The organism is uncultured Pseudoteredinibacter sp., from assembly GCF_947502065.1.
Classification (GTDB): domain Bacteria; phylum Pseudomonadota; class Gammaproteobacteria; order Pseudomonadales; family Cellvibrionaceae; genus Pseudoteredinibacter.
Window position 1 is genome coordinate 325,620 of record NZ_CANMYE010000002.1, and the last position, 14,386, is coordinate 340,005.

Below are 14,386 nucleotides of genomic sequence, written 5' to 3' on the forward strand. Positions count from 1 at the left end.
TTTTACAGTCTATAGACACAAGTAAATAATCGCGCCTAGTCGAATTCCTCTATTAAAGATGTCTATTGATATGAAAACTTCATCTTTTGCGTGTAATAGCAAATTTTATGCACAGGAGTACTTTCCTTACGGCTTAAGTCGCAGTGGAGAGTTCACCCGAGAACAAGTTTCTCTATTAGAAAACCATGGCCACGCATATCAAGCTTTGTGGGATGGCAGTCGAGAAGCCAGCACAGAAGAAGAAAGGGACTTTATCTTGGTTTGTCGGGGTGAAAAGGAAGCTAATAGCTCTCATGAGAAGGCTTGGTTACGGTTTTGCGAAAAAACCCAAGGTCAGTCAACGGTCTCTTCGCCAAGCAAAGCAGACCCTTCAGTTCCTGAGGCAAGTGACTCAGATTCAGTATTTGATGAAGACCTATAAAGGGCTTTTGGGAGAACTACTGTGAAGATTTGCTTTTTGATGTATCCGTGGGATCGAATAGAACCCGAAACCGACAGTACACTAAGGTTAATACATGAGGCTGCCTCGAGGCGTATCACCGTTGCAATAACAACGCCCAACAGCCTGACTATTCGCGATAGCGTGGCCTATGCATATTGTAATGTATTGAAGAAGTCGACCAAAGTAAGTACTAGCATTCCTTCTTTTTATAAAAATACCGATTTCAAGCGCTGTAAGCTGCCCTTAGCTGGCTTTGACGCCATCATTATGCGGGCCAATCCACCGCTAGATACTACAGCACTAAACTTCCTCGATTCCGTGCGTAACGACGTCTTTATCATGAATGATATCGATGGTCTTCGCATCGCGAATAACAAGCTATATCCTGCATCATTCAGTGGCGAGGCTGCACGCTTCATCCCTGTAACTCATGTATCGAAGAGTCAGGAGTACCTAGAGCAAGTACTTGAAGAGTCAGCGGCTGATCAAATGATTATGAAGCCATTGGCCGGTTATGGTGGACAGGGCGTCATCGTTGTAGAAAAAAGTGCCTCACGTAACTTTCGTTCCCTTTTAGATTTCTATGTTGGCCGAGATCAGGGGAATTATGTAATTTTGCAGGAGTATGTAGAAGGCGCTTCTGAGGGTGATGTACGTATATTAATGCTCAACGGCGAACCCATTGGTGCCATGAAGCGCGTGCCATCAGATAAAGATATTCGCTCAAATATCCATGCCGGAGGCAAAGAAGTTAAGCACGTACTCACAAAAGAAGAAAAAGCGCTCTGCAAGGCTTTGGGACCACAACTCGTCCGCGATGGTTTATATCTTGTTGGCCTAGACGTTATCAATGGCAAGCTGATCGAGGTGAATGTGCTAAGCCCAGGCGGTATCACCAGAATCAATAAATTGAACCGTGTGAAACTGCAAAAGACGATTATCGATTTCGTTGAAAATGTAGTGTCTACACGTGAAATGGTGATTGAAAGGAAAAACAACTTCCGTAAGGTTATTGAAGATGCTGAAGTTATCTGAAGCGGAGATCATTGAACGGATCAAGGCTGGCGAGCTGTTTGAGTGTGAAATTAACGATGGGGGTTTTCTACTCAAAATAGAATCCCATACTCCTGCCATTTGCACCGCAATACATGCGGGGCATAAGTTTCGGCCAAAGCTGGAAGGTATTTGTTTGCTTAATGAAGATGAGCGCCAGTATGAAGAAGACCCTTATACCGACCAACTTATCCAAGCTATGCCGATTACTCTGGTCGCCCAAGATTCTCGTTATGAGTATGATTTAAACCGCCCTATTGCTAACTGCTTATACAAGACGGCCTGGGGTAAAGAGGTTTGGGCGAAAAAGCTATCTTTAAAAGAGCGAAATGCCAGCATCAAAAAACACCAGGCGTTTTATCGAGTGCTAGATGCCTTGGTGAGTTTTATCGAACAACGATTTGGAGCTGCGTTAATCTTTGATGTGCACTCCTACAATTATTTACGTCAAGCTGAAGACAGCCCTACTTTTAATCTTGGTACAGAACAAATTGACAAGGAACGATGGCAGAGTGTAGTTGACCTAAGCCTGTCCAAGTTATCTAAGATAGAAATTCCAAATCTTCCTGTAGGCTCAAAGGAAAACGCGGTATTTCATGGGCGAGGGTATTTGATTGCACATATCAATAGTCGTTTCCAAAATAGCCTTGTCTTGCCTCTAGAGGTAAAAAAGGTCTTTATGGATGAGGTGAGCGGTGAGCTATACCCTCTGGTAATGCAGGCATTGAGCCAACAGTTTAAAAACTGCCTAGTGGATATTTCGGCTTTTTTCTCGCGTCGATTTACCTCGAAACGTCGTGTAAAAAAGTCGGACATGCTGACCGAGAAAATGGATCCATCGATTCTAAAAGTCGATCGAGCTCTATACCGCTTAGCCAAAGGCCTAGAAACACTATATTACATAAACCCGATTAATATTCCCTCCGAAAGCAAACGTTTCTTTAAGGGTAAGGGGAAATACCAGCCTGACTTTCAGTATCGCCCACTAAATATTGATCCGTACCTGTTTCGTGAGAAGCTTTACCGATTGCCTGTAGATACTATTCGAGACCCTAGCATTCAGTCACTTTATCGTGATGTGATAGATGGTTTGAGTGAAAAAATTGATTTACTGGTAAAAGCAGGCCAAGCTGACTTCCTATATGAATCTCTCAAATACTATGGAGAACCAAGCCTTAGTGATGAGCAGAATGCTCGCTTTTTACTTCATGCAAATGGAATAGGCCCTGAAGATGAAGCGCGAGTAACAACCGAGCAACTTATTAGCCACTTTAAAGAAGCAGCAAATCAATGGGGAATGGCCTGTAAGGTAGAAAGCAGTGCAAAATTAGTCGCTTCCGCAATGGTATCGAATAGCCGCAAGGCTGTGCTTATTGCTAAGAACTTGGAGTTAAACAATAGCGAGGCCCAAAGCCTATTGCACCACGAGCTGGGAGTGCATATGGCCACGACATTGAATGCAGCTTCACAACGATTGAAAGTTTTCTCTTTGGGCTTGCCTGGCAATACACTGACTCAAGAAGGATTGGCAATTCTTAACGAGTATCAATCTGGAAACATGAACCTTAAACGCCTTCGAGGCCTTGCCCTGAGGGTGCTGGCTGTAAAAGAAATGCTGAAATATGGTGATTTCAGACACACCTATGCTTTTTTGCACGAGGAGCACAAGCTTTCAGAAAATGAAGCCTTTAAACTGGCTGTTAGAGTGCACCGTGGGGGCGGTTTTACCAAAGATTATTTATATCTTAATGGTGTTGGCTTGGCACTAGAGACAATAAAAACACAAGATATTAAAAATCTTTACGTAGGAAAGACCGGTTTTGCCTACCTGCCCATCATCAATGAGATGGTTGATCGACAGCTAATTAATTCACCAAAATTCTTTCCTGAGTTTCTTGACAGCCCGAAAAGTAACTCCCCGGTATTAGATTACTTGATGAGCTGCATTCGCTCAGGAAATCAAGGTAGCGTCAAGATTTATAAGAGATCCGGAGTAGTAGCTGCGTAGCTTTTTTATAAAAAGTTATACTGTGCGTATCGAGGAGAAGAGGCCCGGAAGGCCTCGCTTAGGAAGAGCAATCTAGCCGCTTGCACATTGAGCGGCTTTTTTATGCCACTACAAAAGCTGCATACTAATAGCATCACACTTGAAATAGAATAAAAAAAGCCGCATAAATATGCGGCATAAAAAGTGTGCTTCATGCTTGGGGGCACAAAGTGTGTATTAAACGAATTATAACCAAAAATAAATCAGGAATCGATTTTTAATTTACTCGAACCCTCAAAATTTTTAAGGTTTTTATAGAGCTCATATGTGTTCCGACAATTTAGAAGCTTACATTTGGTATAGCAATGTATTTGCCTGCTACAGTAATGATATCGATCGATATTATGAACTATTGTCAGCAGAAATTCGTCGCCTAAACCTTGACTCAAAGGTGTTAACAACGATCGGCGGCTATCCTTTGTATTTTATTAAGTCTAAAAACTCAGCAACAAAGGAAAAACAGCGACTAATAAGCGCAGGCTTCCATGGTGAAGAGCCGGCTGGACCTTGGGGGATTTTGCATTTTCTATCTTGCCTAGAGCCCACCAACCTAACGCACATTAATTTAAACATACTACCTTTGGTCAACCCCACAGGTTTTGCCAAAGGCCGTCGTTTAAACAACTGGGGAGAAAACCCTAATCGAGGCTTCCCTCATCCAAGCATGATAGAAAGTACAGCCGAACAAGCTTCGCTTGAAGGCCTTGTCTTATTAGAGAATTTAGACTTATTGAAGGCAGCGAGCAAAGATGGATTCTTAACCTGCCACGAGGATGTATGTAGCGCTAACGGTTATGTGTACACCTATGAAAACCAGCACGAACCAGGCACCTTCAGTAAGGCTTTGAGAGATACACTAGCCTGTCATTTTCCAATAGTAGCGGATGGAGAAGTTGATGGCTGCAGGGTAAATGACGGAATAATCTTCAATCAATTCGATTCATCGTTTGAATCGTTTTTGGTTTCTAGCGGAATCACGTTGGCCTGCTGCAGTGAAACTCCCGGGATGCAAAACCTAGATTTACGAATTCAAGCCAATGCAGAATTGATTAGCGCGTTTCTAGGTAGAAAATAGACGGTGGCTAACAATTTATACACCAACCATTTGAACCATTGAATACAACCATCTTGCAATATCCCAATTGCTCATATAGCGTTAAGCCAGTAGTACTTTAAAAAACTACAAACAGGGACTGCTTATGAGCGTTGTTATTGATTTATTCTTTTCATTTAGAAGCCCGTACTCCTATCTTAGTACTCCAGGCGCGCTAAAAATTAAAGAACAGTATTTCGCTGAGATACAACTGCGCCCTGTATTGCCCCTTGCGGTTCGACAACCTGACTTTTTTAGCCCCGAAAACTTAAAGCGCGGCGCTTATATATTGAGAGACTGGCCCCGCCGCGCCGAGATGATGGGCATGCCACATGCTTGGCCTAGACCAGACCCTATCGTTACTGACATGGAAACCTTTCAGGCCACCGAAGAACAGCCTTATATCTATCGATTAACTCACCTGGGTGTTGAGGCAAATCGCCAAGGTCGTGGCATCGAATATGCGGCTGAAGTTTCTCGCCTTATTTTTGGTGGCACTGAAAACTGGGATCAAGGGGATCATCTAGCCCGCGCAGCCGAGCGTGCAGGCATAGATCTGACCGCTATGGTTAGCGCAATTTCCGCAAACCCCAAAAGCTACGCCAATGAAGTAGAAATGAATCAAACCAACTTAGAGATTTGTGGTCACTGGGGAGTACCAACCTTCAGCCTGAACGGCGAACCGTATTTCGGCCATGACAGGGTGGATTCTGTTTGCTTTGAATTGGATAAGCTGGGTTTACGTCGCTAATAGAGTATTAATATTTGGCTGTTAGAGTTTTGTGAGGCTTCTCGCCCTGCTTAGAGTAACAATCTTAAGCATTCGCTATCACCGTGTTTTACTCGAGAACGCCATTATGAATATAGCTCCCAATTACCCTTTTGCTCGTAAACTGCTCTTCGCCTTTGCACTGGTTTCCGTATTCGCGGTAAGCGCTAACACTAAGGCGTCGACAAAAACTCTGCAATCGCAAGCTCAACCCCCTATGTTATTAGAGCTCTATACCTCACAGGGTTGCAGCAGCTGCCCACCGGCTGAACGGTGGTTTACTTCGCTAAAGGAATCAGCTGATCTTTGGACAAAATTAATCCCAATTAACTTTCATGTAGATTACTGGGATTACCTAGGCTGGAAAGACCCATTTGCACAATCGCAATTCAGTCAGCGCCAGCGTCTCTACAAAAAGCTTGGCCACAGTCGCAATGTTGCGACACCCGGTTTTATGACGAATGGTGAACAGTGGAACGGTTGGTTTTATCGCCGTTCGATTCCAAAGAGTGAGCTCGTTTCACCTGGCACCCTGTCTGCGAATATTAACGGTGACGAACTTAGCGTGAACTTCCAAGCTAAAACCGCCGACGAGCAAAAACCCTATACCGTCAACGTCGCTATTTTAGGCTTTGATCTAAAACACAAAATCAAAGCCGGCGAAAACCGCCGTAAAACCTTGCAACATGACTTTGTCGTTTTAGGCTATAAAAAAGCGCGCTTAGCGTCCGACGGCACCGCTGACCTGGATCTACCAGATACCAGCAAATTTAATTCCAGTAAACAGGCGATAGCACTTTGGCTAAGTAAAGGCAGAGACCCCAGTCCGATTTTAGCGATGGGGGATTGGTTGTAGGCTGTGTTTGAGCTACAAGCTAACTAGATAAATAACTTGCGGCAGAGAGAATGAACTTAGGTTACCTTCCTCAGCCGCAATACATATCTTAAAGGCCCGCCCGCTTCGATTTGATCGAAGGGATAGCAGCTAATAAGTACCAGTTCTTCTTCAGCAACCCAGAGTTGATGTTCATTGATATTGTGAATTTCAATAACTTGGGCTTGCCAGCTTTGCCATTGCCCATTGTTGTTTTGTATTTGAATCTGATCACCGATTTTTAAATCTTTTAGAAATTGAAAGTGAGTATCTCGGTGGGCGGATATTAGGCGACCGCCATTCGCTGCCACTGTCATTCCTGGAGCGAAGGCGAGACTAGCACCGTGGGCGCCATGCAAGACCAGTAAATCCTGATCGCCGGCCTGCCATCGTAATCTCGCCACTGGCCAGTGATCAGCCCAGGGCCAAGGGCGTACTTTTTTGCTTTCTTCACCGGTATTAATCAAGGTTTTCTGCCAGGCGTTTTGCAGCAGTTGTTGAGCAAGCTGCGCTTTACCATACATCCATAAGCCATCGGCTGCGGGAAGTAAGGCAAAAACAAGGGCCAAGATAAAAGTAACCTTGGCGCCTTTTTTGATAAGGCTTTTTGGCACTGGGCGGCTCACACTGACTACTGCAACTGTCATCGTTAAGCCGCCACATTCGCGTGATCTGGGCGAGTAGCACCTCCTAGCACTACTCGATAGAGACTGAAGGCAACTAATAACATCAATAGCATCGATATACTTTGAGAAAGCTTAGCCTGCCACCCCGAGGCCGTCTTTGGGTAGGCCATGGCAAGCTGTTGCTTTACAGCAGCAACAGGCTTGGCACTGCCCCTTGGTTTTTGATTGGGCATTTGATTAGGTACCGCAACGCTATCTGAGGCGGCGTTGATTGGTCGCGATATTTTTTCTTCGACGGCAATAAAGCTGGTATAGGGTGATAGCAGTTGCTCAGCTAGCGCGATTTTAAGAACTTCGGCTCTAACCAGCTTGGGATCGCGTCCTAAGGTTTTTTCGTCTTCCAAAGCGGCAATCTTTTTACGCCCCCATAGATTAGATAGGCCGCTATGCTCCTTATCCGCTAAAGCCGCAAGGGGAATACTCTGCTGCCAGGGACCTGTGGCTAACTGACCTTTAATGACCACATTGCCATCCATTACAGCTGCTGCATTCATTTCTGTTAACTTGGCATGCAACTGTAACGCCTCTCCCATGTAGAGGTCAGCAATTCGCTCTGGCAATGCACTCACTGTTAAATGCTCTGGCCACTGCACTTCGATATCACGTAGTACGGGTGCGGACAATTGTTTGAACAGTAAGGCCATCTCCTCTTCCACTTGATTTAAGCGAGAAATATATCGATGGCTACCACGACCAAACTCTGCTGCTTTGCGCATAAAAAAACCGTTAGGAGCAGAGCCTATTCCTACGGTAAACAGGCGACTATCTCCAAGCAGTTTGTGAATCTCGCGAAACAATTCCGTTTCGTTGCCTACACTGCCATCGGTAATAAAGACCACTTGTTTTAAAAACCCCTCTTGGGCCTCAGCTTGCAGAGCTTCTCTAAGCGCCGGCAACATCTGCGTGCCACCACCTGATTGTAAGCCCGCCACAAAATCTAAGGCCTGCATTCTATTATGCATATTCATCTGCAAAGGCTGACTGGCAAACAAACTATAGTTAGAGTTGAATTCAATAATATTAAATCGTTCACCATCGCTCATTTGCTGAATCGCAGTTTTTAATGCAGCCTTCGCCTGAACGATAGATTCACCATCCATAGAGCCTGATGTATCAATGATATAAATAACCTCTCTTGGCAACGTGGCGCTTAAAGTCTGCGGCGGCAACAGCATTAACATGGCGTAATCGCTTTGCTCTTTGCTTTGACGAAACAAGGCTGCACGAGGCTGTACAGAAGGGTTAGGTGACCACTCTAAAATAAAATCACGATTCATGGCCGCCACACCATCGGCCAAGGTAATGTGATGTTGCTCGGCTGATTTGTTAACTGATAAACGATGACTTGGACTGCTCACACTAGCCAATGGCAAACCAGCATCTAGGGTGAGCTCTAAGCTCATCGGATTAACAATATCGTTATCGCCAGCGTCTGTTATCATAGGCGGAGTAATTTCACCAGCATCAGCAACCTGAGCCGTTGCTTGTGCCCAACCGTGATTATCCAGTTTAACTTGCTGCTCTTGCGGATGATCTTGTACTTGCGAACCAGGAATAAAGCGCGGCGTTAGCGTAGTAGGGATACGCAGGCTAAATTGCAAACCGCCAAACTCAGCTTTATCCTTAAGATTGACCGCTTGAACAACTTTGAGCTCAATTTCAATCGTCTCACCCGGCGCAATATTAGCGACACGCTGGGTAAATAAATTGGCACGCTGCTGTTCACTTAAAGCGGCTTTCTTACCCTGCTTTTTAGCAAGCTGATATTGTTTTCTAGCAGCCTGCTTCTCAGCGATCTTGCCCTTGATAAGACGCTCGCCAATTCGCATTTGCATGGCACTTATCGCAGCCTGCTCATCTAAAGGAAAAACATAAACAGCTTCTAGCCATTCATTACCTTGATTTTTGAAACGCTGTTGCAAGGTAATTTCAGCAACCATGCCATTGACTAGCACATTAAAATCGCTGCCTAAATGCAAAGCGGCGGCTTTACGACCCGCTGCATCTTTGAAAAATAGTTCGCCACCACGCTCATTAAAGTCATTTTGCCAGCGATAATCTTCTTCTGCGTTAGCGAGATCAGCCAGAGCGAACAACAGTAACAGCAATGGCAAACTTAGCAGCAGCATTACATACTTCGGCCAGCTGCGTTTTTTGCCCTCGCTCTCTAGCAATAAGTGCTTGGGGATTTTGCGTCGACTGCGCTGACGGCACATAGCCGGCATTGGTAAAGGTGTGGTTAGTTTCATGCGGCATACCCTGTTAATCCGTTTAGGGGTATTTAAACAAGGCTCTATGGCAGGCCAGTGCCCAAATGGTGGCAAGTTGAGGCTCAATTATGATCAATTGTGGCAGGGATTTATTTTCTGCGCTTTGGCGATAAACTATACCCCTACATAACAGGCCATAAGCTAAGGCCAGCACAAGGATTTGATATGCCCAGGCACATTGCCATTGTTGAAGATGAAATAGCCATCGCCGCCAATTACCAAGAAGCTCTGCAACGCCAGGGCTTTCAAGTGAGCCACTACATCGATCGCCCTAGCGCCTTACAGGCCTTCGCCAGTGCCTTACCAGACTTAGCAATCATCGACGTTGGGCTTGGGGAAGAAATTGAAGGCGGCTTTGACCTTTGTCGTCAGCTTCGCGCCCAAGCCCCTTTACTGCCGATAATCTTTCTTACCGCTCGCGATAGTGAGCTGGACATGATCAGCGGCCTGCGGCTTGGAGCTGACGACTATCTCACCAAAGATATCAGCCAGGCCCATATGCTCGCTCGAATAGTCGCCCTGTTTCGCCGCATGGATGCCCTCCAAGGCCCAGAGCAAGAAGAACAAGAGAACTGCTTACAAAGGGGTGACCTCGATATTAACCTAGATCGAATGCATGCCCGCTGGCAAGAACAACTGCTTGAATTGACAGTAACTGAGCTATGGATTGTGCACGCCTTGGCCAAACACCCAGGCCATGTGAAAAACCGCCAACAGTTGATGGATGCCGCCAATGTTGTATTGGACGACAACACCATTACTTCCCACATCAAACGCATTCGTAAAAAGTTCCAGCAAATTGACCCTGAATTTCGCTGCATAGCCACAGCCTATGGCATGGGTTATCGCTGGCAGGAAAACTCTGAATGAAGCTTAGCCGGCAACTATTTCTGCTAAGTTTACTAACCTTGGTAATTCCTTGGGCAGGCTATCAACACCTCCAGGAAATGGATCAACTTTTGCGCGACGGGCAAAGCCGAGCCCTGCTAGCCCAGGCCAAGGCTGTAGCCACAGTATTGGGTAAGGACAAAAACCTGGAGCTTTTTCCAGCACACAATGCGCTAAGTGGCGAAGCCGGCTTCTTTGCCCCCCTGCAAAAGGGACAAACGGTCTTAGATGGTTACGGTGGTGATTGGCCCAGTTGGCGATCTGGGCCTGTATACCAAGTTGGAGAGGCGCCCTTTCGCGCCCGCTGGCGACTCATGCTGCAACGTGCAGAGCAAGAAACCTTCGCCAACCGTAAACGCTTACGCAGCCCCCACAATCGTATTTTTGTCTTTGTAGAAGTACAAAAGCCCGAGCTCGGCTATTACCACCCAGGTAAGAATGGCTTAGCTAATGGCGATCATTTAATCCTGCAAAGCGCATCCACAAGTTTTGCCTTAAGCACCAGCTCACCCGGCAAAGTCATCGCACGTTTTCAAAACGGCGAAAAGATCAGCACTGAGCATCGCATTCAAGGTTGGTGGCGTGAGAACAGCAACGGCTACCAAGTTGAGCTGCAAATGCCACTGTCGTTTTTGTCCGGCCGCTTTAATCTATCGGTGGTCTCTGATACTGGCGAAACTTTGAATCTCTGGCCTAGCGACTCCCAAGCACCAAGATTAGTGCAGCAGTTAGAAGGTTTAGATGAAGAGCTAAGCCATTTTCAGCAAGAGGGTTTACGCCTAAGCCTCAGCGGTACACAGGGTGAATTACTGGCTGATTTGCACAGTGACGTGGCTAACAGCGCTCGCTATTTTCCAGAGGCCAATAAATTACACCCATTTAAAGCCTGGATCTATCAACGCTTGTTGCAAAGTCAGCAACTAGAAGTGATCGAAGAATGGCAGAATATTGGTTGGTATTTTGGCGATGAGCTAAGCCAAGCGCTGGCAGGGAGTGCGAGTGAACGCTGGTACCAAGGCTCTGGGCAACTTAAAGTTCGTGCCAGCGCACCGATCCGAAGCCCAAACGGGCAGGTTTTAGGCGCAGTGATTGCAGAACAAAGCAATGACACCCAGGCGGCCTTATTAAATTCTGCACTGCTTAACTTGCTGCTCTACTCCAGCCTGGGCAGCCTCCTACTTGGGGCCGCACTACTCGCCTATGCCAGCTGGCTGGGCTGGCGCATCAAAAAGCTTAGCCAGGCGGCCGAGCAGGCACTCGACGAGTATGGTCGCCCCAAGCCTGAACAGGGGCTACTGCCGGCCAGCGATGCCAAAGATGAGCTTGGTGACTTGAGCCGCAACTACCATCAACTATTGCGTCGCCTACGAGCCTACAGCGACTATTTGGGCAGCCTTTCAAGTAAGCTGTCCCATGAACTCAGAACCCCTCTAGCGGTGGTTAAAACCTCCCTGGATAACCTGCAGCAATGTGAACTCAATCAAGAACAACAAAGTTACAGCCAGCGCGCCTTACAGGGCAGCGAGAGATTGTCGGCGATATTGAACGCCATGGGAGCGGCCAGCCAGGTGGAAGCGGCTATTGCCAGCGCCGAAAAAGAGCACTTCGCCTTAGATCAACTGCTCAAAGATCTCAGCCTCGCTTATGGCGACACCTTTGCTAAGCAGTGCCACATAAAGCTAGATTTAAGTATCGAAGGTCAAATTAGCTACTGGGGAGCACCAGAATTGTTGGCTCAGGCCCTGGATAAACTGGTTGAGAATGCCGTAGATTTCTGCCCCCAAGCCGGCACAATCACCCTATCTCTGGCCGCACACGACAGAGGGCTTACTTTATCGGTCGATAATGACGGCCCACTACTGCCTGACCTCGTCAGTGAACAGCTATTCGACTCCCTTGTCTCGGTTAGAGATAAGAGCGACAGCGAACGCCCGCACTTAGGCCTAGGGCTTCGCATCGTGCAGCTAATCGCCGAGTTCCACCACGCAAATGTAAAGGCCCAGAACCGGGCAGATTTAGGTGGAGTGGTGTTTAGTTTAGAACTGCCAAATAGGCGCAGGCCCGATGAGCCGCCTCTTTCAACAAAATAGGCAGATTATCACTGAAAGGGTCTTGACTTAAAAAACCAAAACGGCATAATACCGCGTCCTTAATTTAGACCAAACGTTATAGGAGCATTACGGTGGCAAATTCACCTCAAGCTAAAAAACGTGCCCGCCAGAACGAAAAGGCTCGCCAGCACAACGCCAGCCTACGCTCCATGGTGCGTACTTACATTAAAAAAGTTAACGCCGCGATCGACGCTGGCGATGCAGACGCTGCTAAAGCCGCTTACGCCGCTGCAGTACCTGTTATTGACCGCATTGCAGACAAAGGCATTATTCACAAGAATAAAGCTGCTCGCCATAAGAGCCGTCTGAACGCGCAAGTTAAGGCTTTGGCTGCTTAATTGCACCGCTGCCTCAACTATCAAAAAAGCCGGCTTTAGCCGGTTTTTTTGTATCTGAAATTTACACCCCTCAGCTATCAGCGCAGGCGACAACAAGCCTGAAATCAAGCCAAAAAAGGCCCCTCATCCCCAAGTGGCAAATTCCAGTACCACTCAAGCAAACACCTCAAATAAAAGAACTAATTTTAAAAATTAATCCATAGTCAGATCTTCTCATTTTCACCGACCGGTAGCGACCACACGCAAGTAGCGTGACATAGTTCACAAAACAAAAGAGAAACCGTTCTCACTTGAGTGACTAATCATGCCAACAAAGACTGCCCCAATAGCCATACGGATCTGCCTATTATGCTTTGCATTGCTGCACACTCCGCTTTTATATGCACAAGAAGTAACCATTCAAGGAGTTGCCGCACTGCAGAACTGGGCCTCAACCGTAAGCAACCTACGCCACCAAGGCTTTAGCCAGGAGCAGCAGCTACAGGCGGTCAACCAGTACTTCAACCGCTTTTCATGGCGCAGCGACCGCCAACGCTGGCAGTCAGACGATCACTGGTCCAGCAGCTTCGACACCATTCGTAATCGCCAAGGGGATTGCGAAGATCTCAGCATTGCCAAATTCACCACCCTATTAGCTCTAGGCTTCAAAGAACAGCAGCTACACCTGCACTATGTCTATTCTCGCCCTATTAAAGCAGGGCATATGGTATTGTCAGTTCGCTTAGAAAACGGGCGTCAGCTCGTCCTAGACAGCCTTAGCGATAGCTTAAGCCCACTTTCCCAACGCAGCGATTTGCAAAGCATCTACCGCTTTAATCGTGAAGGGCTCTGGATTCCTAAACTGAGTGAAGATAAGCGCAGCCACAGTTTACTTCCAAGCTGGAAAAAGCTCCTGCAAAACGACCCTATGCTGCGCAACCCTGAATTGCTTTCTACCCAACTGGCCAGCCTTTAAGCCAGTCCCAACCCTGCTCGGCCAAACTAAAGGAGAATAGAAATATATTCTCCTTTAGTTTATCCAACTGCCAGTATTTACTTGGCAATCGATACTGTCCAGCGCCATATGAATCACCAAACCCAAGCCAATCCATCGGGTTTTACTGAAAATACAAAGAACTAAATAGCCAATAATCATCGGCAAGCGGTGCAGCGGGTGAAATCCAATACTGCAGCGATTTGGATCATAAATAGGATCTGCCAATAGATGATCCACATCCACCAGCATCGTTAGCATCATGATCAGATAGGCTTTACGCCACTGTTTTGGGAAAAACAAAACCGCTACAGCAAGCGGCACTATGAAATGTTGGGCTATGTGGAAAATAAGAAAACCTCGAACGGTAGGAGACAGCATTTGGAGTAGGCGCAGTATAACAGTTACCAGACGCTCTTTGCTTGACCGATGCCACCCAGTGTTGCCCTAGCTATTTGTCAAACAATACAGCAACTGCTAACAGGGGGTAAATCCAAGTCGCCGTATATTGCACATCCAGCCCTATCAAGCCAAGCTTCACAGCAAGCATAACGGCGATGTAAAGACCACCCAATATCGTCAGACTAAAAAGACTTTTAGTCTTGTACTTGTGATAGTTCCTAAACGCCACTCCCAATCCCGAAATAAACAAAAAATATATAAAAAATTGCACCGGAATTTCATGGCCTTTGTATACTTCAGAGCCAATTGGCCAACTCAGGTAAACGTAACAAGCTAAGCAAATGACTCCTACAAGCCAGACAAGGTTGAATATACGTATAGTCAAATTGTTACTCATCACCCATCCTTGCAACCTAAAGATGTTCATCAAGGCAAGCGCC

At 46.5% G+C, this 14,386-nt stretch carries 14 protein-coding genes; 10 read left to right on the forward strand and 4 right to left on the reverse strand.

Annotation, left to right across the window (positions count from 1 at the left end; all coding sequences use genetic code 11):
• The first annotated feature begins 70 nt into the window (after window positions 1-70).
• From maoP to Q1A41_RS08140, 6 genes are all read left to right on the forward strand, one after another.
• Window positions 71-421, forward strand: coding sequence for a DUF413 domain-containing protein (gene maoP / locus Q1A41_RS08115; protein WP_299976975.1), 351 nt, complete (start codon window positions 71-73; stop codon window positions 419-421).
• 21 nt (window positions 422-442) lie between these two features.
• Entirely contained in the window at window positions 443-1,477 is a 1,035-nt protein-coding gene (gene gshB / locus Q1A41_RS08120) for a glutathione synthase (RefSeq protein ID WP_299976978.1), read from the forward strand.
• On the forward strand, window positions 1,461-3,503 hold the full coding sequence (locus Q1A41_RS08125) for a flavohemoglobin expression-modulating QEGLA motif protein (protein ID WP_299976981.1): 2,043 nt from the start codon (window positions 1,461-1,463) through the stop codon (window positions 3,501-3,503). Before gshB ends, Q1A41_RS08125 begins: the two co-directional genes overlap by 17 nt.
• Before the next feature lie 304 nt (window positions 3,504-3,807).
• Window positions 3,808-4,617 carry a M14 family metallocarboxypeptidase gene (locus Q1A41_RS08130; RefSeq protein ID WP_299976984.1) on the forward strand — a complete coding sequence of 270 codons (810 nt, stop codon included), beginning with the start codon at window positions 3,808-3,810 and terminating at the stop codon, window positions 4,615-4,617.
• Between the two features lie 124 nt (window positions 4,618-4,741).
• The gene (locus tag Q1A41_RS08135; RefSeq protein WP_299976987.1) at window positions 4,742-5,386 is read left to right on the forward strand and encodes a DsbA family protein; all 645 of its coding nucleotides are present in this window, start codon (window positions 4,742-4,744) and stop codon (window positions 5,384-5,386) included.
• A gap of 106 nt (window positions 5,387-5,492) precedes the next feature.
• Window positions 5,493-6,260, forward strand: a complete 768-nt coding sequence (locus Q1A41_RS08140) for a DUF1223 domain-containing protein (RefSeq protein ID WP_299976990.1) — start codon at window positions 5,493-5,495, stop codon at window positions 6,258-6,260.
• Between the two features lie 56 nt (window positions 6,261-6,316).
• Here Q1A41_RS08140 and Q1A41_RS08145 read toward each other — a convergent pair whose 3' ends face one another.
• Window positions 6,317-6,925: a class GN sortase gene (locus tag Q1A41_RS08145; protein ID WP_299976992.1), complete on the reverse strand. Its 609-nt coding sequence runs from the start codon at window positions 6,923-6,925 to the stop codon at window positions 6,317-6,319.
• A 2-nt stretch (window positions 6,926-6,927) separates the two neighbouring features.
• A complete protein-coding gene (locus tag Q1A41_RS08150) occupies window positions 6,928-9,213 on the reverse strand; it encodes a marine proteobacterial sortase target protein (RefSeq protein WP_299976995.1) in 2,286 nt (761 codons plus the stop codon).
• A 186-nt stretch (window positions 9,214-9,399) separates the two neighbouring features.
• On the opposite strand from Q1A41_RS08150, the gene pdsR reads away from it, so the two are divergent.
• The 4 genes from pdsR (at window position 9,400) to Q1A41_RS08170 (ending at window position 13,526) form a co-directional block, all read left to right on the forward strand.
• On the forward strand, window positions 9,400-10,104 hold the full coding sequence (gene pdsR / locus Q1A41_RS08155; protein ID WP_299976998.1) for a proteobacterial dedicated sortase system response regulator: 705 nt from the start codon (window positions 9,400-9,402) through the stop codon (window positions 10,102-10,104).
• Window positions 10,101-12,212, forward strand: coding sequence for an ATP-binding protein (locus Q1A41_RS08160; RefSeq protein WP_299977001.1), 2,112 nt, complete (start codon window positions 10,101-10,103; stop codon window positions 12,210-12,212). The genes pdsR and Q1A41_RS08160 overlap by 4 nt, the downstream gene beginning before the upstream one ends.
• Before the next feature lie 92 nt (window positions 12,213-12,304).
• Window positions 12,305-12,571 carry a 30S ribosomal protein S20 gene (gene rpsT, locus Q1A41_RS08165; RefSeq protein ID WP_299977003.1) on the forward strand — a complete coding sequence of 89 codons (267 nt, stop codon included), beginning with the start codon at window positions 12,305-12,307 and terminating at the stop codon, window positions 12,569-12,571.
• Between the two features lie 304 nt (window positions 12,572-12,875).
• Window positions 12,876-13,526: a transglutaminase-like cysteine peptidase gene (locus Q1A41_RS08170; protein ID WP_299977006.1), complete on the forward strand. Its 651-nt coding sequence runs from the start codon at window positions 12,876-12,878 to the stop codon at window positions 13,524-13,526.
• 54 nt (window positions 13,527-13,580) lie between these two features.
• Here Q1A41_RS08170 and Q1A41_RS08175 read toward each other — a convergent pair whose 3' ends face one another.
• Both Q1A41_RS08175 and Q1A41_RS08180 read right to left on the reverse strand, forming a co-directional pair.
• The gene (locus Q1A41_RS08175; protein WP_299977009.1) at window positions 13,581-13,925 is read right to left on the reverse strand and encodes a DUF6122 family protein; all 345 of its coding nucleotides are present in this window, start codon (window positions 13,923-13,925) and stop codon (window positions 13,581-13,583) included.
• Window positions 13,926-13,995: 70 nt separating this feature from the next.
• Window positions 13,996-14,343 (reverse strand): hypothetical protein, encoded by a 348-nt coding sequence (locus Q1A41_RS08180; protein ID WP_299977012.1) that lies wholly within the window; start codon window positions 14,341-14,343, stop codon window positions 13,996-13,998.
• Window positions 14,344-14,386: the final 43 nt, after the last annotated feature.